26 protein-coding genes and 1 riboswitch are annotated in these 22,328 nt (G+C 71.8%); of the genes, 3 read left to right on the top strand and 23 right to left on the bottom strand.

What is annotated here, in order from left to right; translation table 11 throughout:
• Window positions 1-59: 59 nt before the first annotated feature.
• Genes lgt through hisI form a run of 10 tightly spaced genes read right to left on the bottom strand, consistent with a single transcriptional unit; the run spans window position 60 to window position 7,916 of the window.
• Window positions 60-920 (bottom strand): prolipoprotein diacylglyceryl transferase, encoded by an 861-nt coding sequence (gene lgt / locus ACFQW8_RS17705; protein ID WP_380089822.1) that lies wholly within the window; start codon window positions 918-920, stop codon window positions 60-62.
• Window positions 920-1,696, bottom strand: coding sequence for a DsbA family protein (locus ACFQW8_RS17710; protein WP_380089661.1), 777 nt, complete (start codon window positions 1,694-1,696; stop codon window positions 920-922). The genes lgt and ACFQW8_RS17710 overlap by 1 nt, the downstream gene beginning before the upstream one ends.
• A 48-nt stretch (window positions 1,697-1,744) precedes the next feature.
• Complete coding sequence (locus ACFQW8_RS17715) at window positions 1,745-2,215, bottom strand: MauE/DoxX family redox-associated membrane protein (RefSeq protein ID WP_380089663.1); 471 nt, start codon at window positions 2,213-2,215, stop codon at window positions 1,745-1,747.
• Window positions 2,212-3,024 carry a tryptophan synthase subunit alpha gene (trpA, locus tag ACFQW8_RS17720; protein WP_380089665.1) on the bottom strand — a complete coding sequence of 271 codons (813 nt, stop codon included), beginning with the start codon at window positions 3,022-3,024 and terminating at the stop codon, window positions 2,212-2,214. The genes ACFQW8_RS17715 and trpA overlap by 4 nt, the downstream gene beginning before the upstream one ends.
• On the bottom strand, window positions 3,021-4,277 hold the full coding sequence (gene trpB / locus ACFQW8_RS17725) for a tryptophan synthase subunit beta (RefSeq protein WP_380089667.1): 1,257 nt from the start codon (window positions 4,275-4,277) through the stop codon (window positions 3,021-3,023). Before trpB ends, trpA begins: the two co-directional genes overlap by 4 nt.
• Window positions 4,274-5,125, bottom strand: coding sequence for an indole-3-glycerol phosphate synthase TrpC (gene trpC, locus ACFQW8_RS17730; protein ID WP_380089669.1), 852 nt, complete (start codon window positions 5,123-5,125; stop codon window positions 4,274-4,276). The genes trpB and trpC overlap by 4 nt, the downstream gene beginning before the upstream one ends.
• 11 nt (window positions 5,126-5,136) lie before the next feature.
• Window positions 5,137-5,370 (bottom strand): HGxxPAAW family protein, encoded by a 234-nt coding sequence (locus ACFQW8_RS17735; protein ID WP_380089671.1) that lies wholly within the window; start codon window positions 5,368-5,370, stop codon window positions 5,137-5,139.
• 40 nt (window positions 5,371-5,410) lie between these two features.
• On the bottom strand, window positions 5,411-5,983 hold the full coding sequence (locus ACFQW8_RS17740) for a Trp biosynthesis-associated membrane protein (RefSeq protein ID WP_380089673.1): 573 nt from the start codon (window positions 5,981-5,983) through the stop codon (window positions 5,411-5,413).
• Window positions 5,980-7,548, bottom strand: coding sequence for an anthranilate synthase component I (locus ACFQW8_RS17745; protein ID WP_380089675.1), 1,569 nt, complete (start codon window positions 7,546-7,548; stop codon window positions 5,980-5,982). The genes ACFQW8_RS17740 and ACFQW8_RS17745 overlap by 4 nt, the downstream gene beginning before the upstream one ends.
• On the bottom strand, window positions 7,545-7,916 hold the full coding sequence (hisI, locus tag ACFQW8_RS17750) for a phosphoribosyl-AMP cyclohydrolase (protein ID WP_380089677.1): 372 nt from the start codon (window positions 7,914-7,916) through the stop codon (window positions 7,545-7,547). Before hisI ends, ACFQW8_RS17745 begins: the two co-directional genes overlap by 4 nt.
• A gap of 36 nt (window positions 7,917-7,952) precedes the next feature.
• Here hisI and ACFQW8_RS17755 point away from each other — a divergent pair, with 36 nt between their 5' ends.
• Window positions 7,953-8,597, top strand: a complete 645-nt coding sequence (locus ACFQW8_RS17755; RefSeq protein WP_380089680.1) for a TIGR03085 family metal-binding protein — start codon at window positions 7,953-7,955, stop codon at window positions 8,595-8,597.
• On the opposite strand, the gene hisF is transcribed toward ACFQW8_RS17755, so the two are convergent.
• A complete protein-coding gene (hisF, locus tag ACFQW8_RS17760; protein ID WP_380089682.1) occupies window positions 8,598-9,371 on the bottom strand; it encodes an imidazole glycerol phosphate synthase subunit HisF in 774 nt (257 codons plus the stop codon). It abuts the gene before it with no gap.
• Between the two features lie 35 nt (window positions 9,372-9,406).
• On the opposite strand from hisF, the gene ACFQW8_RS17765 reads away from it, so the two are divergent.
• Both ACFQW8_RS17765 and ACFQW8_RS17770 read left to right on the top strand, forming a co-directional pair.
• Window positions 9,407-10,552, top strand: coding sequence for an FUSC family protein (locus tag ACFQW8_RS17765; RefSeq protein WP_380089683.1), 1,146 nt, complete (start codon window positions 9,407-9,409; stop codon window positions 10,550-10,552).
• 16 nt (window positions 10,553-10,568) lie between these two features.
• The gene (locus ACFQW8_RS17770) at window positions 10,569-12,338 is read left to right on the top strand and encodes an MFS transporter (protein WP_380089824.1); all 1,770 of its coding nucleotides are present in this window, start codon (window positions 10,569-10,571) and stop codon (window positions 12,336-12,338) included.
• Window positions 12,339-12,426: 88 nt separating this feature from the next.
• On the opposite strand, the gene ACFQW8_RS17775 is transcribed toward ACFQW8_RS17770, so the two are convergent.
• The 12 genes from ACFQW8_RS17775 to fmt all read right to left on the bottom strand — a co-directional run bounded on the left by ACFQW8_RS17775 (window position 12,427) and on the right by fmt (window position 22,182).
• Window positions 12,427-12,822, bottom strand: coding sequence for a PH domain-containing protein (locus ACFQW8_RS17775; protein WP_380089684.1), 396 nt, complete (start codon window positions 12,820-12,822; stop codon window positions 12,427-12,429).
• A 53-nt stretch (window positions 12,823-12,875) separates the two neighbouring features.
• Window positions 12,876-13,721 (bottom strand): ATP phosphoribosyltransferase, encoded by an 846-nt coding sequence (hisG, locus tag ACFQW8_RS17780; RefSeq protein WP_380089685.1) that lies wholly within the window; start codon window positions 13,719-13,721, stop codon window positions 12,876-12,878.
• 12 nt (window positions 13,722-13,733) lie between these two features.
• Window positions 13,734-13,997: a phosphoribosyl-ATP diphosphatase gene (locus ACFQW8_RS17785; protein WP_147065431.1), complete on the bottom strand. Its 264-nt coding sequence runs from the start codon at window positions 13,995-13,997 to the stop codon at window positions 13,734-13,736.
• On the bottom strand, window positions 13,994-14,476 hold the full coding sequence (gene ribH, locus ACFQW8_RS17790; RefSeq protein ID WP_380089686.1) for a 6,7-dimethyl-8-ribityllumazine synthase: 483 nt from the start codon (window positions 14,474-14,476) through the stop codon (window positions 13,994-13,996). Before ribH ends, ACFQW8_RS17785 begins: the two co-directional genes overlap by 4 nt.
• Window positions 14,473-15,702, bottom strand: a complete 1,230-nt coding sequence (gene ribB / locus ACFQW8_RS17795) for a 3,4-dihydroxy-2-butanone-4-phosphate synthase (RefSeq protein ID WP_380089687.1) — start codon at window positions 15,700-15,702, stop codon at window positions 14,473-14,475. Before ribB ends, ribH begins: the two co-directional genes overlap by 4 nt.
• Entirely contained in the window at window positions 15,699-16,400 is a 702-nt protein-coding gene (gene pnuC / locus ACFQW8_RS17800; protein ID WP_380089688.1) for a nicotinamide riboside transporter PnuC, read from the bottom strand. The genes ribB and pnuC overlap by 4 nt, the downstream gene beginning before the upstream one ends.
• Complete coding sequence (locus tag ACFQW8_RS17805; RefSeq protein WP_380089689.1) at window positions 16,397-17,062, bottom strand: riboflavin synthase; 666 nt, start codon at window positions 17,060-17,062, stop codon at window positions 16,397-16,399. The genes pnuC and ACFQW8_RS17805 overlap by 4 nt, the downstream gene beginning before the upstream one ends.
• A complete protein-coding gene (gene ribD, locus ACFQW8_RS17810) occupies window positions 17,062-18,087 on the bottom strand; it encodes a bifunctional diaminohydroxyphosphoribosylaminopyrimidine deaminase/5-amino-6-(5-phosphoribosylamino)uracil reductase RibD (protein WP_380089690.1) in 1,026 nt (341 codons plus the stop codon). Before ribD ends, ACFQW8_RS17805 begins: the two co-directional genes overlap by 1 nt.
• Window positions 18,088-18,192: 105 nt before the next feature.
• A riboswitch (FMN riboswitch) is annotated at window positions 18,193-18,323 on the bottom strand.
• A 130-nt stretch (window positions 18,324-18,453) separates the two neighbouring features.
• Window positions 18,454-19,017, bottom strand: a complete 564-nt coding sequence (locus tag ACFQW8_RS17815; protein WP_380089691.1) for a pentapeptide repeat-containing protein — start codon at window positions 19,015-19,017, stop codon at window positions 18,454-18,456.
• A 2-nt stretch (window positions 19,018-19,019) separates the two neighbouring features.
• Entirely contained in the window at window positions 19,020-19,676 is a 657-nt protein-coding gene (gene rpe, locus ACFQW8_RS17820) for a ribulose-phosphate 3-epimerase (protein ID WP_380089692.1), read from the bottom strand.
• 35 nt (window positions 19,677-19,711) lie between these two features.
• Window positions 19,712-21,214 carry an RsmB/NOP family class I SAM-dependent RNA methyltransferase gene (locus ACFQW8_RS17825; RefSeq protein WP_380089693.1) on the bottom strand — a complete coding sequence of 501 codons (1,503 nt, stop codon included), beginning with the start codon at window positions 21,212-21,214 and terminating at the stop codon, window positions 19,712-19,714.
• On the bottom strand, window positions 21,214-22,182 hold the full coding sequence (gene fmt, locus ACFQW8_RS17830) for a methionyl-tRNA formyltransferase (RefSeq protein ID WP_380089694.1): 969 nt from the start codon (window positions 22,180-22,182) through the stop codon (window positions 21,214-21,216). The genes ACFQW8_RS17825 and fmt overlap by 1 nt, the downstream gene beginning before the upstream one ends.
• Window positions 22,183-22,328 lie beyond the last annotated feature (146 nt).

The following is a 22,328-nucleotide window of genomic DNA, read 5'->3' on the forward strand; positions in this document are numbered from 1 at the left end:
GTGGCCACGTTTTGACGGATGCTATCCCACGCGCGTCTTGCAATGCGAGCGCACGTATCTCACATCGTGGACGGTTCCGGGGTGGTCTCCGATGGCTTCCGGGCTCGTCGACCCGTGTGGACGACGATCGCGACACCGATGAGGAAGACGATGATGCTCGTCCAGACGTTGAGGCGCTGACCGAGGATCAGCTCGGCGTCGTCGGTGCGCATCTTCTCGATGATGATCCGGCCGATCGGGTAGCCGGCGATGTAGAGCCCGAAGAGCTGGCCCGGTGCCAGGGACCGCCGCCGCTCGATGAGGAGGAGGACCACCGCGAGGGCCATCACGAAGATCGCCTCGTAGAGGAACGTGGGGTGGTAGATGCCCTGCACCACGGCCTCCCCGTTGGCGTCGGTGACCGCCCGCCCGGCGGCGTTGTCCCACTCGTGGATCTCGAGGCCCCAGGGCAGGTCGGTCGGCCCGCCGTAGAGCTCGTTGTTGAACCAGTTGCCCCACCGGCCGATGCCCTGGGCGATGGCGATGCCCGGTGCCGCTGCATCCGCGAAGTCGAGGTATCTCACGCCGACGCGACGGCAGCCGACCCACGCACCGAGCGCCCCGAGCGCCACGGCCCCCCAGATGCCCAGCCCTCCCTCCCAGATCTTGAGCGCGTCGACCGGGTTGCCGTCCTTGCCCCAGTAGGGGTCGGGCGTCGTGATGACGTGATAGATCCGACCGCCGATGATGCCGGACACCACGGCGTATGCCGCGACGTCCAGGACCTGCCCCGGCTCACCTCCGCGGGTGCGCATCCGCCGCTCCGTGAGCCAGACGGCCACGACGATGCCGAGCAGGATGCACAGCGCGTAGCCACGGATCGGGAGCGGACCGAGGTGGAGGACGCCTGCGGTCGGGCTGGGGATGGTCGCCGGAAGCATCACGGGGTCGCTGCCTCGATGGCGGCGGTGAGCCCCTGGACGTCACCGATCTGGTCGAGGTCCAGCCGCTCACCGGCCAGGACGATGGTGGGCGTCCCGGTGATGTCGGCCCGAGCCGATGCCTCCTCGGTCGACTCGATGTAGGCGTTGTATCTCCGATCGTCGACGCAGGACTGCCAGGTGTCGAGCGCCGCTCCGGTGATACCGGCCTTCTCGGCGAAGCCCGTCGTCTGGGCCGCGGTCCAGCCCTGTCCCTCCTGGGCCGGCAGGTGGGCGAACACGTCGTCGTGGAAGGACTGGAAGGCGCCCGCGCCCGCCTCCGCGGCACACATGGCGGCGTTGCCCATCGTCAACGAGTGGGTCGTCCCGGTGTTGGCGTCGATGATCGTCTTGAAGTGGTACACGAGCCTGATCTTGCCCTGCTCCGCCAGCTCGGCCACCGTGGCACCCATGACGCGCTCGAACTGGGCGCACGCCGGGCACTGGAAGTCCTCGTAGATCTCGAGCGTGGGAGCCCCTGGGGCGAGCGCGACGTCCTTGTTGGCCACATAGCCCTCCCCCATCGCTTCGGCAGCTGCGGGCACCGAGGTGCTCGTGCCCGCCCGCTCCTGCTTGTCCTGCGCGGCGACGACGACTCCCCCGACGACCGCGATGATCGCCACGACGGCGACGACGGCGCCCACGATGATCCGGTCCGGGCCGCCGCGGGCGTTCTTGCGGGTCGCCTCGATCTTGGCTCGGCGGGCGCTGGCCGACCCCGTCGTCTTCTTCGCCATGGTCTGGGGCTCCTTGTGTTGCGGGTCGGGGGGTGCGACGCGGCGCGCTCAGCCGGCAGGGCCGAAGAGCGCCCGTTCGAGGGACAGGAAGGACGTGGGGCGCCGGGAGAGCCACAGGCCGCACGCGAGCAGGCCGAGGTCCTCGAGGATCCGTGGCAGGTAGGACGTCTGGGCCGCGCTCACCGTGCCGCCACCGCCGAAGCAACCGCAGTCGATGGTGAGGCCGCGGGCCCATGCCTGAGCGATCCCCACGATGAAGGCGACCACCAGGAGAGAGGTGATCACCGCTGACACCCGGGTGAAGAGCCCGAGGACGAGCAGGAGTCCGAGGATCACCTCGACGATCGGCAGCGCGTAGCCGACGTAGGTCGCGACGTCGTGCGGGAGGACCTGGTAGGCCTGCGTGGCCTTGGCCAGCGCTTCGGGAGTGGGGACCTTGAGGGCACCGGCGACGAGGAAGACTCCGCCGAGGACGAGGCGGGCGACCAGCCCGAGGACATCCGCGGCACGCGTGCTCACCTCGCCCCTTCCCTCACACCCCTCGCCAGATCAGTCGTCAACTCGCGCAACGCGTCGAGGCGCGCTCCGAGTTCCCCGTCCCCGCTGAGGGCCCGGACGAAGGCGGTGCCCACGATGACGCCGTCGGCGTACTGGGCGATCTCGGCCGCCTGGTCGCCGTTCGAGACGCCCAACCCGACGCAGACCGGCAGGTCGGTGACGGCCCTGGTCCGGTCCACAAGGTCTCGCGCGGCCGAGTCCACGGTGGTCCGCAGGCCCGTGACACCCATGGTCGAGGCGGCATAGACGAACCCACGACAGGCGTCGGTCACCCTGGACAACCGCTCGGGTGTCGAGCTCGGGGCGACGAGGAAGACGCGGTCGAGGCCCTCGCGCTCGCTCGCCGCGATCCACTCCTGCGCCTCGTCGGGGATGAGGTCGGGGGTGATGATGCCGGCACCGCCGGCGGCAGCCAGCTCCGCGGCATACCGGTCGACCCCACGGCGGAGGATGAGGTTCCACGAGGCCATGACGAGCGGCGGCGCCCCGGCGTCGCGGACCGCCTGGGTGGCGAGGTAGCCGTCCACCACGCGGGAGCCTCCGGCGAGCGCCGCCTCGACGGCACGTTGGATGACCGGGCCGTCCATGAGCGGGTCGGAGTACGGGAGTCCGACCTCGACGATGTCGACCCCGCACTCGACCATGGCGACCATGGCGCGGATCGAGCCCTCCACATCGGGGAAGCCGACCGGCAGGTAGCCGATGAGGGCAGCACGCCCCTCCTCCTTGCACCGGGCGAGGACGTCACCGGCGCCGAGGTCGGGGCTCACAGCTGGGTCCGTCCGTCGCCGGTCGCGCCCGGGTCGTCGGACTCCCCCGAGGGCACCATCTCGTCGTCGGCCACGACGTCCCCGACGAGGTTGAACCACTCGGCGGCCGTGTGCATGTCCTTGTCGCCACGTCCCGAGAGGTTGACGAGGATCGTGCCGTCCGGGCCGAGCTCACGGCCGAGGACCAGGGCGCCGGCGAGCGCGTGGGCGGACTCGATCGCGGGGATGATGCCCTCGGTGCGGCAGAGCAGCGCGAACGCCTCCATGGCCTGGTCGTCGGTGGCGTAGACGTACTCCGCCCGGCCGGTGTCGCGCAGGTGAGCGTGCTCCGGCCCGACGCTGGGGTAGTCGAGACCTGCGGACACCGAGTGCGACTCGGTGGTCTGGCCGTCCTCGTCCTGCATGAGATAGCTCATCGCGCCGTGCAGCACTCCGGGAACGGCCGTGGCGAAGCGGGCAGCATGCCGCCCCTCGAGCCCCTCGCCGCCAGCCTCGACCCCCACGAGCCGGACGCCCTCGTCCTCGATGAAGCGGTGGAAGATCCCCATGGCGTTGGACCCGCCACCGACGCAGGCGACGACGGCGTCGGGCAACCGGCCGGTCAGCTCGAGCACCTGCTCGCGTGCCTCGACACCGATGATGCGGTGGAAGTCGCGGACCATCTCGGGGAACGGGTGCGGGCCGGTCACCGTGCCGATGAGGTAGTGGGTGCGGTCGACGTTGGTCACCCAGTCGCGCAGGGCCTCGTTGATCGCGTCCTTGAGGGTTGCGCTGCCGTGCTCGACCGCGACGACCTCGGCGCCGAGCATGCGCATGCGCGCGACGTTGAGGGCCTGCCGCTCGGTGTCGACCTTGCCCATGTAGACGCGACACTCGAGCCCCATGAGGGCAGCGGCCGTCGCCGTCGCGACTCCGTGCTGGCCCGCTCCGGTCTCGGCGATGACCCGGGTCTTGCCCATGCGCTTGGTGAGCAGTGCCTGCGCGATGACGTTGTTGATCTTGTGGGAACCGGTGTGGTTCAGGTCCTCGCGCTTGAGGATGATCCTCGCGCCACCGGCATGAGCAGCGAAGCGCGGGACCTCGGTGATGATGCTCGGGCGCCCGGTGTAGGTGCGGTGCAGGTGGTCGAGCTCGGCAAGGAACGTCGGGTCCTGCATGGCCGTCCGCCTGGCCTCGTCCAGCTGCTCGAGAGCCGGGACGAGGGCCTCGGGCACATAGCGTCCGCCGAACTGTCCGAAGCGGCCGGCGCTCACGCGGGACCGACCGCGTGCGGACCACCGGGAGCTGCGAGCGGTCCGGGTGTCCCCTGCGTCGCGTGGGCGCCGGCGGCGATGATCTCCCGCACGGTCGCCGACGGGTCCGCGCCCCGCACGAGGGTCTCGCCCACGAGCACGGCGTCGGCGCCCTGCGCGGCATACATCGCTGCGTCGTCGGCACCCCGGATGCCCGACTCGGCCACGGTGACGACCCCCGGCGGGATGAGCGGCACGAGGCGCGAGAACGTGTCGGGGTGGATCTCGAGGGTCTTGAGGTTGCGGGCGTTGACGCCGATGACCCGCGCACCGGCGTCGACGGCGCGCTGGGTCTCGCCCTCGTCGTGGACCTCGACGAGCGCGGTCATCCCGAGGTCCTGGGCGAGGGTGTGCATGCGGAGGAGCTCTTCGTCGGTGAGCGACGCCACGATGAGCAGGATGATGTCCGCTCCGTGCGCGCGGGCCTCATAGAGCTGGTAGTCGGTGACCATGAAGTCCTTGCGCAGCACCGGGATCGAGACCGCCGCTCGGACGGCGTCGAGGTCGTCGAGGCTTCCGCCGAAGCGGCGCTGCTCGGTGAGGACGCTGACGGCCGCGGCCCCGGCATCGGCATAGGCGCGAGCCAGCGACGACGGGTCGGCGATGTCGGCGAGTGCACCCTTGCTGGGGCTGGCCCGCTTGACCTCGGCGATGAGCGAGAGGCCGTCGGCGCGCAGCTGCTCCTCCGCGTCGATGGGCCCGGGGATCTCGGCGATGCGGCGCTCGAGCACGGACAGGCTCACCCGGTCTGCGCGGACGGCGAGGTCCTCACGCACGCCGGCAACGATGGCGTCGAGCACGGTGGGCATGGGCACCCGGTTCAGGAGATGTTGGTGTCGCGGCGGGAGATCGCGCCGTTGACGCCGTATCCGGCGAGGGCCAGCACCTTGCCCGCGACGAGGCCGACGACGACGAGGACGACACCACCGATGAACAGCGGGAGGTTGGGGAAGATCATCGCGACCGCCATGACGGCCGACGCGAGGATGATGATCCCGACCATGACCCACGCCGCGACGCTGTTGCCGTGGTTGTCGTCGTCGTGCTCAGCCATGAGTGCCTCCCGGAAAGATGTGCGTTCGCGGGCCATTGTGTCAGGTTCGCGGTGCCGGACCGGCATCGGTGGGGTCCCCACCGGCGCTCAGCTGGTCCCAGTCGCTCTCGGGTGGACGACCGGGCGCCTCGTAGCGGGAGGAGAGCCCCGGAGCGGCTCGTCGGACCCGGGCGAGGCCGACCAGGGCGAGTCCCGCGAGCAGGAACCCGACGAGCGAGACCCACGGCCACGCGTTGGCCCGGGACTGGATCTCGAGCGACCCGGTGCGACCCGCAGCTGCTGCCGCGATCGGTCCGAGGACGGCGTCGGGATCGAGGAGCACGCGGGCAACGCTCGCGATGCCGGCGAGCACCGCGAGCGCCGTCAGGACGAGGGCGACGACGCGGGCACGGGTGCCCGCCGTCGCTGAGGCGATGGCACCCGCGACGACGACGAGGGCGAGCGCGACGACCCCACCCGCCGCGTCGGCGCCGGTGGCAGCCACCGACCTTGCACCGAGGACGACGTCGTCGACCGAGCCGGTGAGCCAGGTGCGCGACGCCGTCACGACGACGATGAGGGCCCCGAGGACGACGAGCAGGACGAGGACACCGCGGCGACGGACCAGGCTCACGGGACCTTCCTCAGGGCTGTGGCCGTGGCCACGGCGCGCAGGACCGCGGCTGCCTTGGCGATGCATTCGTCGTGCTCGTTGCGTGGCACCGAGTCGGCGACGATGCCGGCGCCCGCCTGGACGTGCGCCACCCCACCGTCGATGAGCGCGGTGCGGATGGCGATCGCCATGTCGAGGTCGCCGTGGAAGTCGAGGTAGCCGACGACGCCGCCGTAGACCCCTCGGCGCGACGGCTCGTAGCCCTCGATGAGCGCGAGCGCCCGCGGCTTGGGCGCCCCGGAGAGGGTCCCGGCGGGGAAGGTCGACACGAGGACGTCGTAGGCCCGGACCCCGGGGCGCAGCTCACCCACCACCGTGGACTCGAGGTGCATGACGTGGCTGTAGCGGCGGACGTCCATGAACTCGACGACGTCGACCGTGCCGGGCCGGCAGACACGGCCGAGGTCGTTGCGCCCGAGGTCGACGAGCATGACGTGCTCCGAGCGCTCCTTGGGGTCGGCGAGGAGGTCCTCGGCCAGGCGCACGTCGTCCTCGGGAGACTTGCCGCGCGGACGGGAGCCGGCGATCGGGTGGGTGATCGCCTGCGTGCCCGTCACCTTGACGAGCGCCTCCGGCGAGCTGCCCACGACGTCGTATGCCGTGCCGTCCGGTCGCGTGAACCGGAAGAGGTACATGTAGGGGCTGGGGTTGCCCGCCCGCAGGGCCCGGTAGACGTCGAGGGCGTCTGCGTCGCAGGGCATCGAGAAGCGCTGCGAGAGCACGACCTGGAAGACCTCGCCGGCGCGGATGTCCTCCTTGGCGCTCTCGACCATTAGCTCGTAGTCGTCGCGCGTGAGGTTGGCGGTGACCGTCTCGAGGGCCTCGTCGACGACGTCGGTCTCGACGAGCGACACCGTGCTCTCGGCGCTCGCCCCGAGGTCGTGCGTCATCGTGTCGAGGCGCGCGACGGCGTCGGCCCAGGCATCAGCCACGCGCTCGTCGGTGGCGTCGTAGTTGACGGCGTTGGCGATGAGCAGGACGGACCCGTCGGCGTGGTCGAGGACGGCGAGGTCGGTCGCCAGCATCATCGAGATCTCGGGAAGGTGCAGGACGTCGGGCGTCGTCGACGGGACCCTCTCCCATCGGCGGACGGCGTCGTAGGAGATCATCCCGACCATGCCGCCCGTGAGTGGTGGCAGACCAGGAATCGGGTCGCTCGCGAGGGCAGCGACGGTGTCCCGCAACGCTTCGGTGGCCAGACCGGTCGTGGGGACTCCGACGGGTGGCTCGCCGACCCAGTGGGCCTCGCCGTCCTTCTCGGTCAGCGTGGCCCGGCTCGCGACCCCGATGATCGAGTAGCGCGACCACACCCCACCGTGCTCCGCCGACTCGAGCAGGAAGGTGCCCGGGCGGCTCTGGGCGAGCTTGCGGTAGAGGCCGACGGGGGTCTCGGCGTCGGCCATGAGCCGTCGGACGACGGGGATGACGCGCCGTCCCTCCGCGAGCACCGAGAAGACGTCGAGCGAGGGCCAGGTCGCACCGAACCCCAGGTCCGGGAAGGGGCCGGGCCCCTCACCGCTGCTCATCGACCAACCTCTCCGACGACGACGTCGAGCGCGCCGGCGTCGAAGCAGGTGCGGTCGCCGGTGTGACATGCGGCGCCGACCTGCTCGACCCGGACGAGCAGGGCGTCGCCGTCGCAGTCGACGGCCACGGACCTGACGTGCTGGGCGTGGCCGGAGGTGTCGCCCTTGCGCCAGTAGACCTGTCGGCTGCGCGACCAGAACGTCACGCGCCCCTCCGTCAGCGTGCGACGGACCGCCTCGATGTCCATCCAGCCGAGCATGAGGACCTCGCCGGTGTCGTGCTGCTGGATGATCGCGGCAACGAGGCCGGCGTCGTCGAAGCGAAGGCGGCTGGACACGGCGGGGTCGAGATCGGGCACGTCCGCCATTGTGCCGCGCGGGTCTGGTGGCGCGAGGATGGGTCCATGACGACCTCGACCAGCATCGCCCGCCGGGAGCGCCTCGACCTCTGCGACACCTTGGAGTCCGTCGGCCCGGACGCCCCCACGCTGTGCATGCCGTGGACCACCCGGGACCTCGCGGCGCACCTCGTCATCCGAGAGGGCCGCCCCGACCTCGCGTCCGGGATCTGGCTCCCCTTCCTCAAGGAGCGCACCGAGCGCGAGCAGGCCAGGGTCGCGGCCCAGCCGTGGCCCGAGCTCGTCGAGGCCGTGCGCTCCGGCCCGCCCGGCTGGCACCCGACCCGGCTCACCCTCATCGACAACGCGGTCAACCTCGCCGAGATGGTCATCCACCACGAGGACGTGCTGCGCGGGGACGGCTCCCCCGGCCCGCGCCGCGAGCCCACCGCGCACGTCGAGGCCGCGGCCTGGACCCTGCTCTCGCGGATGGGCCGGCTCCTCTTCCGCAGGGCGCCGGACGGCGTCCAGCTGCACGCGCCGGGCCGCGGTGCGCTCACGGTGAGCGGAGGGGAGGCGACCGTCCACGTCACGGGGGCGCCGGTGGAGCTGTTGCTCACGGCATACGGACGTCGTCAGGTCGCCGAGATCGAGGTGACCGGCGACGCGGACGCAGTCGCCCGGTTCGACACAGCGAGCTTCGGGCTCTGATCAGCGCACGGGGTGGGCGTCGGCGCGCAGGGCGTCCTTGACCTGGCCGATGGTGAGGTCGCCGAAGTGGAAGACGCTCGCGGCGAGGACGGCGTCGGCGCCGGCACGGACCGCCGGGGCGAAGTGCTCGAGGGCACCTGCGCCGCCGCTGGCGATGACGGGGATGCTCACCTCACGACGGACGCGCGCGATGAGGTCGAGGTCGAAGCCGGCCTTCGTCCCGTCGGCGTCCATGGAGTTGAGCAGGATCTCGCCGGCGCCGAGCTCGGCCGCCCGGACGCACCACTCGATGGCGTCGAGCCCGGTGCCGGTGCGGCCGCCGTGGGTCGTCACCTCGACGTCGTCGGTGACCGAGCCGTCGTCGGCGCGCCGGCGTCGCACGTCGGCCGAGAGGACGAGGACCTGCGAGCCGAAGCGGTCGGCCGTCTCGGCGATGAGCTGGGGCCGGGCGATGGCGGCCGTGTTGACGCCCACCTTGTCGGCGCCGCTGCGCAGCAGCCGGTCGACGTCGTCGACGGTGCGCACTCCCCCGCCGACCGTCAGCGGGATGAAGACCTGCTCGGCGGTGCGCCGCACGACGTCGTAGGTCGTCGCCCGGTCGCCGCTGCTCGCGGTGACGTCGAGGAAGGTCAGCTCGTCGGCGCCCTGCTCGCCGTAGGACCGGGCCAGCTCCACCGGGTCGCCGGCGTCGCGCAGGTTCTCGAAGTTCACGCCCTTGACGACGCGACCGGCGTCGACGTCGAGGCACGGGATGACACGGATCGCGACGCTCACCCGCGCAGGTTATCGGGCAGGGGATGATGCGAGGTATGCCGTCCGCCTCCGACCTGCCTGCCCGCGTCGCCGCGCGTTCGCGCACCGAGGCGCGCACCCGCACGGACCGCCTGTCCGGCCGGTTGGTGTTCATCCTCCAGTGCGGGGTGGGTGCGGCCCTCGCGTGGTGGCTCGCCAAGGACGTCTTCGACCACCCCCTGCCGTTCTTCGCCCCCGTGACGGCGATCATCTCGCTCGGCCTGTCCTACGGCCAGCGGGTTCGACGGGCCGTGGAGGTGATGGTCGGGGTAGCGATCGGTGTCCTGATCGGCGACGTCTTCGCCCATCTCTTCGGCAGCGGGATCCTGCAGCTGCTCGTCGTCATCATGCTCGCGATGACCATCGCCTCGCTGTTCGGCGCGGGCCTGCTCATCACCATCCAGGCAGGCGTGCAGGCGGCGATCATCACGACGCTCGTGGCTGCGCCCGGCCAGGCGTTCACGCGCTGGCTCGATGCCGTCATCGGCGGAGGAGTCGCCCTCGTCATCAGCGCGCTCGCACCCGCGACGGGGCTGCACCGGCCACGCCAGCAGGCGGCCCGCGTCGTCGAGGAGATCTCGGCGATCCTCACCGAGACCGCGCAGGTCCTCCGCACCGGCGACACGGCCCTGGCCGCGCGCACGCTGGAGCGGGCGCGCGCGTCCGAGTCGATGCTCGACGAGCTCCAGTCACTTGCCTCGGAGGGCGTGGCCGTCGTGCGCCTCTCACCGTTTCGCCGACGCCACCTCCCGGGAGCCCAAGCGATCTCGGACCTCCTCGAACCGCTGGACCGGAGCATCCGCAACCTGCGAGTCCTCGTCCGACGGGCAGCGGTCGGCACGCGGCGTCACGAAGTCGTGCCCACGGCATACGTGGCCCTCCTCGACGACCTCGCACGCTCGTGCGACGACATCGCCCGACAGCTCCACGAGCGGCACGAGCCGATCCCGGCGCGGGCCGGGCTGCGGCGGCTCGGCGAGCGCAGCGCCGCCATCGACCCGGCGTCCGGACTGTCCGGTGAGGTCATCCGTGCGCAGGTCCGGTCGATGGTGGTGGACCTCCTCGTCCTCACCGGTGTGCCCTCCGACGAGGCCGTGGGCAACGTGCCCGTGTCGGACCGTCTCTCCGAAGGCGACGACGAGGACGAGTCGACCCCGACCTAGGCTTGCCGGTGTGGCGATGGATGCGGTGACCGACGTGGACGACCTCACGACCCAGGTGCAGCGACTCGTCGCCGAGCGAGGCCCGCGCTGCGGCGCCGTCACCGTCGTCGCAGTCGACGGGCCGAGCGGATCGGGCAAGACGACCCTCGCAGCCGACCTCGGGCGCGACCTCGACGCGCTCGTCCTCCACGTCGACGACATGCACCAGGGTTGGACGGGGCTGCTCGCGACGGTGCACCTCGCGCGCTCGTCTCTCGTGGGGGCATGGGCGCGCGACGAGCCCGCCAGCCACCCCGCCTGGGACTGGGACGACGACGTGCGCGAGCCCGATCGCGCCGTGCCGCACGCCGAGGTCGTCGTCCTCGAGGGCGTGGGGGCGTTCGCCATCGCCGACGGCCACGCATCGGCGACCGTGTGGGTCGAGGCCCCGGACGAGGAGCGCCACGACCGCGCGATCGCCCGAGACGGTGAGGTGTTCGCGTCCCACTGGGACCTGTGGGCCGACCAGGAGCGCCAGCTGTATGCCGGCTCGCCCGGACGCGACGACGCCGACCTCCGCATCGACACGGGCGCCGTGGGAGGCGGGTCGTCGCCGATCGAGCCTCCGGCAGGTCCGTCGCTCACCCTCGTCGTCGTCGGGGTCGTGGCCGTCGCCCTCAGCACGCGCACCCTCATGACGTCGGTGCCGCCCCTGCTCCCCCAGATCCGGGAGGAGCTCGGACTCAGCTCGGTGTGGCTCGGGGTGCTCACCACCCTTCCCGTGCTCTGCATGGGGCTGCTCGCGCCCGCGGCGGCGCGTCTGGGGCTGCGCCTCGGCGTGGCCCGGTGCATCTCGCTCGCCATGGTCGCCGTGGCCGCCGGCAACCTCGTGCGCGGGTTCGGGCACGAGGTCGTCGCGCTCTATCTCGGCACGCTGTGTGCTGGAGCCGGCATCGCGCTTGCCGGGACCCTGCTGCCGGGCCTGGTCAAGGACTTCTTCCCCGCCGGTCGCGCGGGGTTGGCGACCGGCGTCCAGATGATCGCGATGATGGGAGGCGCCGGTCTGGCCGCCGCCGTCTCGGTCCCGCTGGCCGGGTGGCTGGACGACTGGGACCTCGCGCTCGGCTTCTGGGGCCTCGTCGGTCTCCTCAGCCTGGCGTTCTGGATGCCGGTCGACCGCGCTGTGCACCGTGGGGGCGACCACGACCAGCATCCCGCGGACGCCGCCCACCGACTGCCGTGGCGCAGCACGACGGCCTGGCTCGTCGCGGGATTCCTCGCGATCCAGTCCTGGCAGTTCTACTCGACGCTCGCATGGCTTTCCCCCACCTATGTCGGGCACGGTTGGGACGCCCAGCACGCCGGTCTGCTGCTGTCGGTCTTCACCGGCGCCCAGCTCGTGTCAGGTCTCGTCGGCCCGGCCATCACCGACCGCGTCGGCGACTGGCGGATCCCGCTCGTCGGTGCGGGGCTGTGCGGCCTGGCTGGACAGACCGGTGTGTGGGCCGCTCCGGAGGCAGCGCCGTGGGTGTGGGCCCTGTTGCTCGGCGCGGCGCAGGGAGCGTCCTTCGCGATCGGCATCGTCCTGCTCGTCCGGTATGCCGTGTCGCCGGCCGCCGCTGCCCGCTTCACCGCGATGGCCTTCCTCGTCTCCTACACCGTGGCGTCGATGGGTCCGACGACCATGGGTGCGGTGCGCGACCTCACCGGTGGCTACTCCGCGATCTGGCTCGTGCTGGCAGCGCTCATGTTCGTGCAGCTGGCGGCCACCCTGACCCTCAGACCCAGTCGCGCCCCCGTCTCCTGACGACCTGGGCCGGTGGGTGTCGGACATCCGGGGCCACACGCACGGATGTGGGCCCGGATCCCAGACCCCCGGGCGGTGGACGGGCTGGTCAGGAGCGGGTGCGGGAGCGCGCGACGAGGTCGGCGAGCCGTTGGGCCTCGGCGCGGGCCGACTTCCCGTCGGCGCGCTGGATCGCCATGACCGCGACGGTCTCGGTGTCCTTCAGGTGCAGCGTCGCCCACGGGTCGCCCTCGTCGAAGGTGACGTCGGCGATCTCGTCCCAGGCGATGTGTCGCCGACCGAGAAGGTTCTGGACGTTGACGCCCTCAGGATCAGCAACGGCGCGGATCGCCGCCCACCGCCACAGGACGAGCGCCAGACACACACCGATCACGGCCATCATCACGCGGTCCGCGACGACCCAGCCACCCTCGTCCACCCCGGCGACGAGGACGGCCAGCGCCACGAACAGGACGAGCGAGAGCACAGCCATCACGATCGCCATCCGCCGGCCTCGCCGGGAGACGAACGGCGGCGACGGGACGGAGCGGGGATCGGTCACAAGCGGCACGCCGCGATGTCGGTGACGAGGATGGCGCGCGCACCCAGCTCCCACAGCTCGTCCATGACCCGGTTCGTCACCGACCTCGGGACCATGGCGCGCACGGCCTTCCAGTCCGGGTTCTGCAGGTTCGAGACGGTGGGCGACTCCAGGCCCGGCGTGATGCCGCAGGCCTCGTCGACGAGTGACGCCGGGACGTCGTAGTCGAGCATGACGTAGTGCCGCGCGGTGACCACGCCGAGCATCCGGCGGCGGAGCACCTCGATGCCCGAGTCCTCGTGGCTGCCGTCCCGGCGGATGAGGACGGCCTCGCTGCGCAGGATCGGGTCGCCGAAGACCTCGAGGCCCTGGCTGCGCAGCGTGGCGCCGGTCTCGACGACGTCGGCGATGACGTCGGCCACGCCGAGGGTGATCGCCGTCTCGACGGCGCCGTCGAGGCGAACCACCTCGGCCTGCACGCCGTGCTCGGCGAGGTGCTTCTCGACCAGTCCCTGGTAGCTCGTGGCCACCCGGCGACCCGCGATGTCCGCGACGGCCGACACGGTGCCCGGCCGGCCGGCATACCGGAAGGTCGAGCTCCCGAAGCCGAGCGCCATCGCCTCGGTCGCCGCACTCCCCGAGTCGAGAAGCAGATCGCGGCCGGTGATGCCGCAGTCGACGGTGCCCGAGCCGACATAGACGGCGATGTCACGGGGACGGAGGTAGAAGAGCTCGACACCGTTGGCCTCGTCGTTGACGACGAGCTCCTTGGAGTCGCGACGCGTGCGGTAGCCCGCCTCGCGGAGCATCTCGGCGGCGGGCTCGGCGAGGGAACCCTTGTTGGGGACGGCAATGCGCAGCATGGGGTCTCTGTCTCAGAGGTGGGTGTAGACGTCGTCGAGGGTCAGACCCTTGGCGACCATGAGGACCTGCAGGTGGTAGAGCAGCTGGGAGATCTCCTCGGCCGCTCGCTCGTCGCTCTCGTGCTCGGCGGCCATCCAGACCTCGGCGGCCTCCTCGACGATCTTCTTGCCGATGGCATGCACGCCGGCATCGAGCTGCGCGACGGTGCCCGAACCCTCCGGACGGGTCGCGGCCTTGTCGGTGAGCTCGGCGAACAGCGCGTCGAAGGTCTTCACGCGTCAATCGTACGAGGAGCGAGGTCCCGCAACGTCACGGCGGTCGCGACGGCGGCCAGGGCAGCCTCCGCGCCCTTGTCCTCGCTCGACCCCGGCAGCCCGGCCCGCGCGAGGGCCTGCTCGGCCGTGTCGCAGGTGAGGACGCCGAAGCCGATCGGCACGCCGGTGCGGATGCTCACGTCGGTGAGGCCGTGGGTGACCCCGCTGCAGACGTAGTCGAAGTGCGGTGTCCCGCCGCGGATGACGACTCCGAGCGCGACGAGCGCGTCGTGGCTCGGCGCAAGCCGGGCACAGGCGACGGAGAGCTCGACCGTGCCGGGCACTCGCACGACGCGGACGTCGGGCAGCCCCGCCTCGGCGAGAGCTGCGAGGGCTCCCTCGACGAGCCCGTCCATCACGGCCTTGTGCCAGGAGGCGGCGACGACCGCGACCCGCAGACCCGCCCCGTCGGCCCGGACGTCAGGTGCTCCGGCCTTCATGCGCTGGCCTCCGAGGCGTCGTGGGAGTCGAGGACGAGGTCGTGCCCGAGCCGGTCGCGCTTGGTGCGCAGGTAGGCGGCGTTCGTGGGGACGGGGGCCACCTGGAGGCGCTCGATGGTCGCGATGTCGATGCCGGCTGCTCGCACGGCCTCGACCTTGTCGGGGTTGTTGGTGAGCAGCCGCACGGCGCGCACGCCGAGGTCGTGCAGGATCGCCGTGCCCGCCGAGTAGTCCCGTGCGTCGACGGGCAGACCCAGCTCCACCTGCGCGGTGACGGTGTCAGCTCCGGTGTCCTGCACGGCATACGCGGCGATCTTGTCGGCCAGGCCGACCCCGCGACCCTCGTGTCCCCGGACGTAGACGACGACTCCACCCTCGCGGGCGACACGGCCCTGGGCGCGTCGCAGCTGCGGGCCGCAGTCGCACCGGGCCGACCCGAAGACGTCGCCGGTCAGGCACTCGCTGTGGAGCCGGGTGAGGACCGGACCGTCGCCGAGGCCGCGCGGGCTGACGAGCGCGAGGTGCTCGTCGCCGGTGAGGGTGTCGCGGTAGGCGTGCACCGTGAAGAGACCGTCTGGGGTGGGCAGCGTCGTCGTCGCGTGGCGGGTGACCCGGTCGTGGCGCTGACGGTGGTCGACGAGCTGATCGATGGTGATCACCGGCAGGTCGTGCTCGGCGCCGAGGTCGAGGACCGCGGGCAGTCGCATCATCGTGCCGTCGTCGTGGGTCAGCTCGGCGATGGCCCCGACCGGCTCGAGGCCCGCGAGCCGACAGAGGTCCACGGCGGCCTCGGTGTGTCCCCGACGGACGAGCACCCCTCCGTCGCGCGCCCGCAGCGGCACGACGTGACCGGGCCTGGTGAAGGCCCCGGCGGTGGCCGTCGGGTCGGCGAGCTGGCGCACGGTGTGGGCGCGGTCGGCCGCGCTGATGCCCGTCGTCACGCCCTGCGCGGCGTCGACCGTGACCGTGTATGCCGTCCGCAACCGGTCCGCGTTGTCCCTCACCATGAGCGGCAGGTCCAGGAGGTCGGCGACCTCGGTGGGCACGGGCGCGCAGACATAGCCGGACGAGTGACGGATGGTCCACGCCATCCACTCGTCGGTGAGGGTCTGCGCGGCCAGGATGACGTCGCCCTCGTTCTCGCGGTCCTCGTCGTCGGTGACGAGCACCGGTCGACCGGCTCGCAGCGCGTCCAGGGCGTCCTCGATGCTCGACAAGCGATTCATGAGCGCACCTCTGCGAGCTGGCGCTCGGGATCCTTCTCCTCGCGTGAGGCCTTGAGCCACACGGTGAAGCCGTAGAGCACGAGGACGCCGTAGACGGCATACAGGACCGCGGACGGATAGAACTTCGAGTGCCACAGGAGCGGCACGCCGACGAGGTCGACGGCGATCCACATGAGCCAGAAGTCGTTCCAGCCGCGGGCCATCGCATAGGTCGCGAGCATCGAGCCGACGAAGATCCACGCGTCGCACCAGAAGTACCAACGGGGGGCGGGCCACTCGGCGCCGATCGTCGCGAAGATCCACTGTCCGATGAGGACTCCACCGACCCACACGCCGACGTAGCCCGCACGCTCGCGCATCGTGGCCCAGCGTGGGGTGATGGCCGGCGCGTCGGCCCCGCGGTTCTTGCGGTGCTGCTGCCAGAGCCACCAGCCGTAGACGCTCGTGATGATGAAGAAGACCTGGCGCCCGGCCTGGCCGTAGAGCGTCTGGTGCTGCGGGTTGGCGAAGGCCACACCGAAGAACACGGTGAAGAGCAGGGCGTTGCCGACGATGCCGGCCGGCCAGGCCCACACGCGGCGACGCATGCCACCGATCGCGGAGGCGAACCCGAAGACGTTGCCGACGATCTCGCGCCACAGGATGTGCGAGCTGCCGATCGTCAGCTGGGCCTCGAAGAGCCGCTCGAGCCAGTTCATGCGAGAACCTCCGTGGTGGTTGGGCTGGTGGTGGGCTGGTGGGCGGGATGGGCGAGGCCGTCGGCGCCGGGGAGGGTGAGGAGGCGCTCGACGTACTTCGCGAGGACGTCCACCTCGAGGTTGACGGTGTCGCCGACGGCGCGCAGCCCGAGGGTCGTGAGGGCGAGGGTCGTGGGGATGAGCGAGACGCTGAAGGTGTCGTCGGTGACGGCCGCGACCGTGAGGCTGACCCCGTCCACGGTGACCGAGCCTTTCTCGACGACGTAGCGCGCCAGGTCGCCGGGGAGGGTGAACGTGACGACCTCCCAGTGCTCGTCGGCCACGCGCTCGACCACGGTGGCGGTGCCGTCAACGTGGCCCTGGACGATGTGCCCACCGAACCGGCTAAAGGCTGACATGGCGCGTTCCAGGTTGACGCGCGCGCCCGGCACCAGCGAACCGACACCGCTGCGGGACAACGTCTCTGCCATGACGTCGACGGAGAACCAGCCCGCCTCGGCGTCGTGCTCGACGACGGTGAGGCAGACGCCGTTGACGGCGATCGACGCACCGTGCACGGCGTCGCTGGTGACGAGCGGCCCGAGGACCGTGAGCCGGGCGGAGGACTCGGTGCGGGCGAGGTGCTCGACCTGACCGAGCTCTTCGACGATTCCGGTGAACATCAGCGGGACTCCTCCAGGATGGCGGTGATCCGGACGTCACGGCCGACGATCCGGGTGTCGGTGGGTTCCAGGCGCAGGGCGTCGGCGATGGTCGTGATGCCGAGGTCGCTGACCGAGGGCCGGCCGCGGCCGAGCAGCACGGGGGCGACATAGGCGACGATCTCGTCGACGAGGTGGTCGGCCATGAACGCCGCGGCCACGGTCGGCCCGCCCTCGAGCCAGACGCGGTGGACCTCGCGCCCGGCGAGGAAGGCAAGGACGTCGCGCGGGCTGCGGGTGCGCAGGTGCACGGTCTCGGCGGCATCGTCGAACAGGTGGGCGTCGGGGGGCAGGTCGCGCTGACCCATGACGACGCGCAGGGGCTGGCGGTCGTGGAGCGTGCCGTCAGGGCGGCGTGCGGTGAGGTGCGGGTCGTCCGTGAGGGCGGTGCCCGTGCCGACGATGATCGCGCCGCTGCCGGCCCGCTGCTCGTGCACGTCGGCTCGGGCCTCGAGGCCGGTGATCCACTGGCTCGTGCCGTCGGCTGCGGCACTGCGTCCGTCGAGGGTCGTGGCGACCTTCCACGTGACCCAGGGACGGCCGGTGCGCATGAGGTGCAGCCAGCTGCGGTTGAGTGCTTCTGCCTCGACCTCGAGGAGGCCACCCTCGGTCGTGACGCCCTGCTCTGTCAGGCGGGCAGCGCCACCGGCGGCCGCGGCGTTCGGGTCGCTCACGGCATACACGACGCGTGCGACTCCCGCCGCGGCCAGGGCGCTCGAACACGGTTCGGTGCGCCCGGTGTGGTTGCAGGGTTCAAGCGTGACGTATGCCGTGCACCCGGCCGCGCGTTCGCCCGCGGTCGAGAGGGCGGCCGCCTCTGCGTGCGGGGTGCCGGCGCCCTCGTGCCAGCCCTCTGCGACGAGGACACCGTCGGGGTCGACGAGGACGCAGCCGACGCGTGGGTTGGCGTCGGCCTCCGGCCCGTTGGCGGCGACCGCGAGGGCGCGCAGCATCCACTGCTCGTCGCTCCTGCTCTGTCGCGTCATCGTCCTGCCCTCGTGCTCGAGACCGTGAAGTCGAGCTCCGGGGGACGTGCAGCGGCTGCCGTCGGCGCATGACGCCGGACGGCGCGACCTCGAAAGGTCCCGCTGTCGCGTGCTGCCTACCATCCGGACTCTCACCGTCGGTCTGGGAGTTCCACCCAGTCAACCGGCCGCTGGCTGCGGTCGGGTCGCGGACTGTCACCGCCGGTTCGGAATTGCACCGACCCCGGAGCACGTCATCGACCAGTATGCCGCAGTGGCTCCGTGGATCGAACCTCCGTCCACGGTGAGATCGCCCACCCGCACCCCGCCTTGTGGGTATGGCGCCGCGTCAGGGCGTGGCCTCATACACACGAGGCGTGAGTGGGCTCAGGTGAAGGTGACGCCGAAGACGTCGAGGAGCCCCGGGGCGGAGTCGAGGTCGAGCCTGGCGCCGGAGAGCTTGCTGGCGCGGGGGTCGAGCGCCAGGCCACGAGTGCCGCGCAGGTCGGCGTCCCGCAGGTCGCTGCCGTCGAACCGGGCCCCCGAGAGGTCCGAGCCAGCGAAGTCGACCCGTCGCAGGTCAGTCTCGGTGAAGTCGACGTCTCGCAGGATGCAGTCGCGGAAGACGAACCCGGTGAGATCCACACCGGCGAACGTCGTCCCGTCGAGACGGGACCGTTCGAACCGCAAAGGCTGTGCGAGCAGCGACCCCGCGCCAGTGGCGGTCCAGTTGACCGCCAGCAGCTTGCACCCGACGAAGCTGCACTCGACGAATCGGGTGTCGGTCAGGGCCGTCATCGAGAAGTTGCAGCTCGTGAACGTGCACTCCTCGAAGACGCAGCCGAGCAGCGCAGCGCTCTCCCAGCTGAGGCCGCTCAGCTCCTCGCCGAGGACCTCGCGACCGCGCAGGGTCTCACCGGCCGCCAGTGACTCCAGCGCCTGGGCGGCCATGGTCAGTGGGTGTGCTTCGTGGCGAGGGCCCGTAGCTCGTCGATGGCGGTGGCCGCCGAGTCCGCGCCGTAGACCGCGGAGCCGGCGACGAACACGTCGGCGCCGGCCTCGGCGCACTGCTCGATGGTCGTGGCCGACACTCCCCCGTCGACCTGGATCCAGACCTCGCCGCCGTGGCGCGCGACGGCCGCGCGGACCTCGGCGACCTTGGACATCTGGTCGGCCATGAACGACTGACCCCCGAATCCGGGCTCGACGGTCATGACGAGCACCATGTCGAGGTCGGGCAGCAGGTCGGCGTAGGGCGCCCAGGGGGTCCCGGGCTTGATCGCCAGGCCGGCCCGCGCCCCGGCCGAGCGGAGCGTGCGTGCCAAGGTGCGTGGGTCACGAGCGGCCTCGACGTGGAAGGTCACCGACTGCGCACCGGCCTCGGCGAAGGCAGGAGCCCAACGGTCCGGGTCCTCGATCATGAGGTGGCAGTCGATCGGGATCGGCGACACCTTGAGCAGCGCCTCGACGACCGGCAGACCGAGGGTGAGGTTGGGGACGAAGTGGTTGTCCATGACGTCGACGTGCGCCCAGTCGGCGTTCGAGATCGCGTCGAGCTCGGACTGGAGGTTGGCGAAGTCGGCGGAGAGGATCGACGGTGAGATCTGCACCCGAGCAGCCTAGGGGTGAAGGCTCCTGCCCCGGGTCAGCGCGTCTTGCGCAGCAGCGTGAAGAACATGGCGTCGGTGCCGTGGACGTGTGGCCACAGCTGCACCCCGGGCCCGTCGCCGAGATCGTGCAGCACGGCACCCGACGCGTCGCGGAAGAGCTCGCGGGCGTCGACGACCTCGACGTCGTCACGCCTCTTGAGGACGTCGCGCACGACGAACGTCGTCTCGGCCGGGTGCGGGCTGCACGTGGCGTAGCCGACGAGGCCACCGGGCGCGACGGCGTCGAGCGCGCTGCGGAGCAGGTCGCGCTGCAGCGGCCCGAGCTGCACGAGGTCGCTAGGCTGGCGACGCCACCGCGCCTCGGGTCGGCGACGCAACGCGCCGAGTCCCGTGCACGGCGCATCGACGAGAACGCGCCCGTATGCCGCCGGCTCGGCTTCCCCGACCTCGCGGCCGTCCGCGGTGCGCACGTCGACGCGTCGCCCGGCTGCATCGGCCAGGCTGATGACGGGTTCGAGCGTGCTGCGGACCAGGTCGGCGCGGTGTTCGCTGATCTCGACGGCGACAAGGTCGGCGCCGGCCTCGACGGCGAGCGCGCCGAGGACGCCGCTCTTGCCACCGGGCCCGGCGCAGAGGTCGAGCCAGCGCTTCGGGACGTCGTCATCGACCGGCGCCATGGCGAGGGCGGCCGCGAGCAGCTGGGACCCCTCGTCCTGCACCGCGGCCCGCCGGTCGCGGATCGCGGCGATGGCGCCCGGCTCGCCGTGCTCGAGGACGGCACCGAAGGGCGAGGTGGTGCTCGCCGTGGCGCCGGCGTCGACGAGCTCCTCGACGGTCGCGAGGCCGGGGCGGGCCACGAGGCTGACCTTGGCCGGCGTGTTGTCGCTGTCGAGGAGCTCGCGCAGCTCGCCGTCGACGGTGTCAGCGTTGGCGCGCCCCCCGGCGAGGAGGGCACCGCGCATGGCGGTCACGACCCATTCGGGGTGGGAGTACTCCACCGCCAGAGCGGCGGTCGAGCCGCCCTCGGGCACGACCTCGGTCAGCCACTCGTCGCGGGTGCGCTCACTGACCCGGCGCATGACGGCATTGACGAAACCACTGGCACCGGCGCCGCTCACGGTGCGCGCGAGTCCGACGGTCTGGTCGGCGGCGGCGTGCGACGGGACCCGCATGCCGAGCAGCTGGTGGGCGCCCAGCCGCAGGACGTCGAGGACCCCGCTGTCGATCTTGGCGGTGGGCCGGCTGGCCGCGCGCTCGATGACGGCGTCGTAGAAGCCCTGCATCCGCAGCGTCCCGAAGGCGAGCTCGGTCGCGAACGCGGCGTCTCGCGAGTCCAGTCGGTGGCGTCGGATGATCGCCGGGAACTCGAGGTTCGCGTAGGCACCCTCGTCGACGGCCCGGAGCAGCGTGTATGCCGCGAGGCGTGCCGGTTCGGCGTGCTTGGCCCGCTCGCTCGGCCGCTGCAGGGAGCGCTGGCTGCCGCGAGGGCCCGAGCGGCCATGCGGGCGTCGGGGCTGGGATGAGTCGGGTGCGGGCATCAGGTCAGCGTAGTGGCGCGGCCGAGGGCCTCACCCGCGTCGATGCGCACGCCTCGAGCCCAGTCGGCGGCCGCCATGGGCTTCTTGCCCTGTGGGCGCACCTCACCCAGGGTGACGGCGCCGTTCGCCGTGCCGACGTGGACGGCGTTCTTGGTCGTGTGGATCTCCCCCGGCGCCAACGGCTCTGAGGCCTCCCGGGTGGCGAGCGCGTCCTCGGGCGCAGGGGACACCGGGCCGACTCCCAGGCGCTCGCCCCGGAAGGTGGTCCAGGCACCGGGAGCCGGAGTGCACCCACGCACGTGTCGGCTCACGGCATACGCCGGTGTCTTCCAGGAGATCTCGGCGTCGGCGGTCGTGAGCTTCGCGGCGTGCGAGACGCCCTCGGTGGGCTGTGGCACGGGGTGGAGGTCGCCGCTCTCGAGTCCGTCCATCGTCGCGACGAGCAGCCCGGCACCGGCCTGGGCGAGGCGTTCGAGGAGCGTGCCCGATGTGTCGTCGGTGCGGATCGTCTCGGTCATGAGCCCGAGGACCGGACCGGTGTCGAGGCCCTCCTCGATGACGAAGGTCGTGGCCCCCGTCGCCTCGTCGCCGGCCATGATGGCGCGCTGCACCGGAGCCGCTCCTCGCCAGGCCGGCAGGACCGAGAAGTGCAGGTTGACCCAGCCATGGGTGGGGATGTCGAGAACGTCGCGTGGCAGCAGGGCTCCGTAGGCGACGACGGGGCACGCGTCCGGCGCGATCTCGCGCAGCCTGGCCTGGAAGTCGGGATCGCGAGGACTCCCCGGGGTGAGCACCTCGATGCCCCGCTCGAGCGCCAGAGCCTTGACCGGCGACGGGTGCAGGGTGCGACCCCGCCCGGCACGGGCGTCCGGCCGCGTGAGGACGGCCACGACGTCGTGCTTCGACGCGAGCAGCGCCTCGAGGGAGGGCAGGGAGGTCTCGGGTGTGCCGGCGAAGACCAGCCTCATCGGATGCACCACACGTCGCTCGTCACGCGGGCAGTCTACGAACCCGCCGCACACCCGCCTGCGGCCGCATGATCGGGTCACCCCATCAAGGGCCGCTGGACCCGAGCCGGCAACTCGGGTGGAGCGGCACGACGTCGGGTCGAGCG

The sequence above is a fragment of the Knoellia altitudinis genome, assembly GCF_042666355.1.
Taxonomy (GTDB): domain Bacteria; phylum Actinomycetota; class Actinomycetes; order Actinomycetales; family Dermatophilaceae; genus Knoellia; species Knoellia altitudinis.

What these genes read in the sequence shown, in the direction of transcription:
- lgt (WP_380089822.1), bottom strand. Translation starts at nt 920, where the DNA reads ATGCTTCCGGCGACCATCCCCAGCCCGACCGCAGGCGTCCTCCACCTC.
- ACFQW8_RS17710 (WP_380089661.1), bottom strand. Translation starts at nt 1,696, where the DNA reads ATGGCGAAGAAGACGACGGGGTCGGCCAGCGCCCGCCGAGCCAAGATC.
- trpC (WP_380089669.1), bottom strand. Translation starts at nt 5,125, where the DNA reads ATGCCCACCGTGCTCGACGCCATCGTTGCCGGCGTGCGTGAGGACCTC.
- ACFQW8_RS17735 (WP_380089671.1), bottom strand. Translation starts at nt 5,370, where the DNA reads ATGGCTGAGCACGACGACGACAACCACGGCAACAGCGTCGCGGCGTGG.
- ACFQW8_RS17745 (WP_380089675.1), bottom strand. Translation starts at nt 7,548, where the DNA reads ATGAGCAGCGGTGAGGGGCCCGGCCCCTTCCCGGACCTGGGGTTCGGT.
- hisI (WP_380089677.1), bottom strand. Translation starts at nt 7,916, where the DNA reads ATGGCGGACGTGCCCGATCTCGACCCCGCCGTGTCCAGCCGCCTTCGC.
- ACFQW8_RS17755 (WP_380089680.1), top strand. Translation starts at nt 7,953, where the DNA reads ATGACGACCTCGACCAGCATCGCCCGCCGGGAGCGCCTCGACCTCTGC.
- ACFQW8_RS17765 (WP_380089683.1), top strand. Translation starts at nt 9,407, where the DNA reads ATGCCGTCCGCCTCCGACCTGCCTGCCCGCGTCGCCGCGCGTTCGCGC.
- ACFQW8_RS17770 (WP_380089824.1), top strand. Translation starts at nt 10,569, where the DNA reads ATGGATGCGGTGACCGACGTGGACGACCTCACGACCCAGGTGCAGCGA.
- ACFQW8_RS17775 (WP_380089684.1), bottom strand. Translation starts at nt 12,822, where the DNA reads ATGGCGATCGTGATGGCTGTGCTCTCGCTCGTCCTGTTCGTGGCGCTG.
- hisG (WP_380089685.1), bottom strand. Translation starts at nt 13,721, where the DNA reads ATGCTGCGCATTGCCGTCCCCAACAAGGGTTCCCTCGCCGAGCCCGCC.
- ribH (WP_380089686.1), bottom strand. Translation starts at nt 14,476, where the DNA reads ATGAAGGCCGGAGCACCTGACGTCCGGGCCGACGGGGCGGGTCTGCGG.
- ribB (WP_380089687.1), bottom strand. Translation starts at nt 15,702, where the DNA reads ATGAATCGCTTGTCGAGCATCGAGGACGCCCTGGACGCGCTGCGAGCC.
- pnuC (WP_380089688.1), bottom strand. Translation starts at nt 16,400, where the DNA reads ATGAACTGGCTCGAGCGGCTCTTCGAGGCCCAGCTGACGATCGGCAGC.
- ACFQW8_RS17805 (WP_380089689.1), bottom strand. Translation starts at nt 17,062, where the DNA reads ATGTTCACCGGAATCGTCGAAGAGCTCGGTCAGGTCGAGCACCTCGCC.
- ribD (WP_380089690.1), bottom strand. Translation starts at nt 18,087, where the DNA reads ATGACGCGACAGAGCAGGAGCGACGAGCAGTGGATGCTGCGCGCCCTC.
- ACFQW8_RS17815 (WP_380089691.1), bottom strand. Translation starts at nt 19,017, where the DNA reads ATGGCCGCCCAGGCGCTGGAGTCACTGGCGGCCGGTGAGACCCTGCGC.
- ACFQW8_RS17825 (WP_380089693.1), bottom strand. Translation starts at nt 21,214, where the DNA reads ATGCCCGCACCCGACTCATCCCAGCCCCGACGCCCGCATGGCCGCTCG.
- fmt (WP_380089694.1), bottom strand. Translation starts at nt 22,182, where the DNA reads ATGAGGCTGGTCTTCGCCGGCACACCCGAGACCTCCCTGCCCTCCCTC.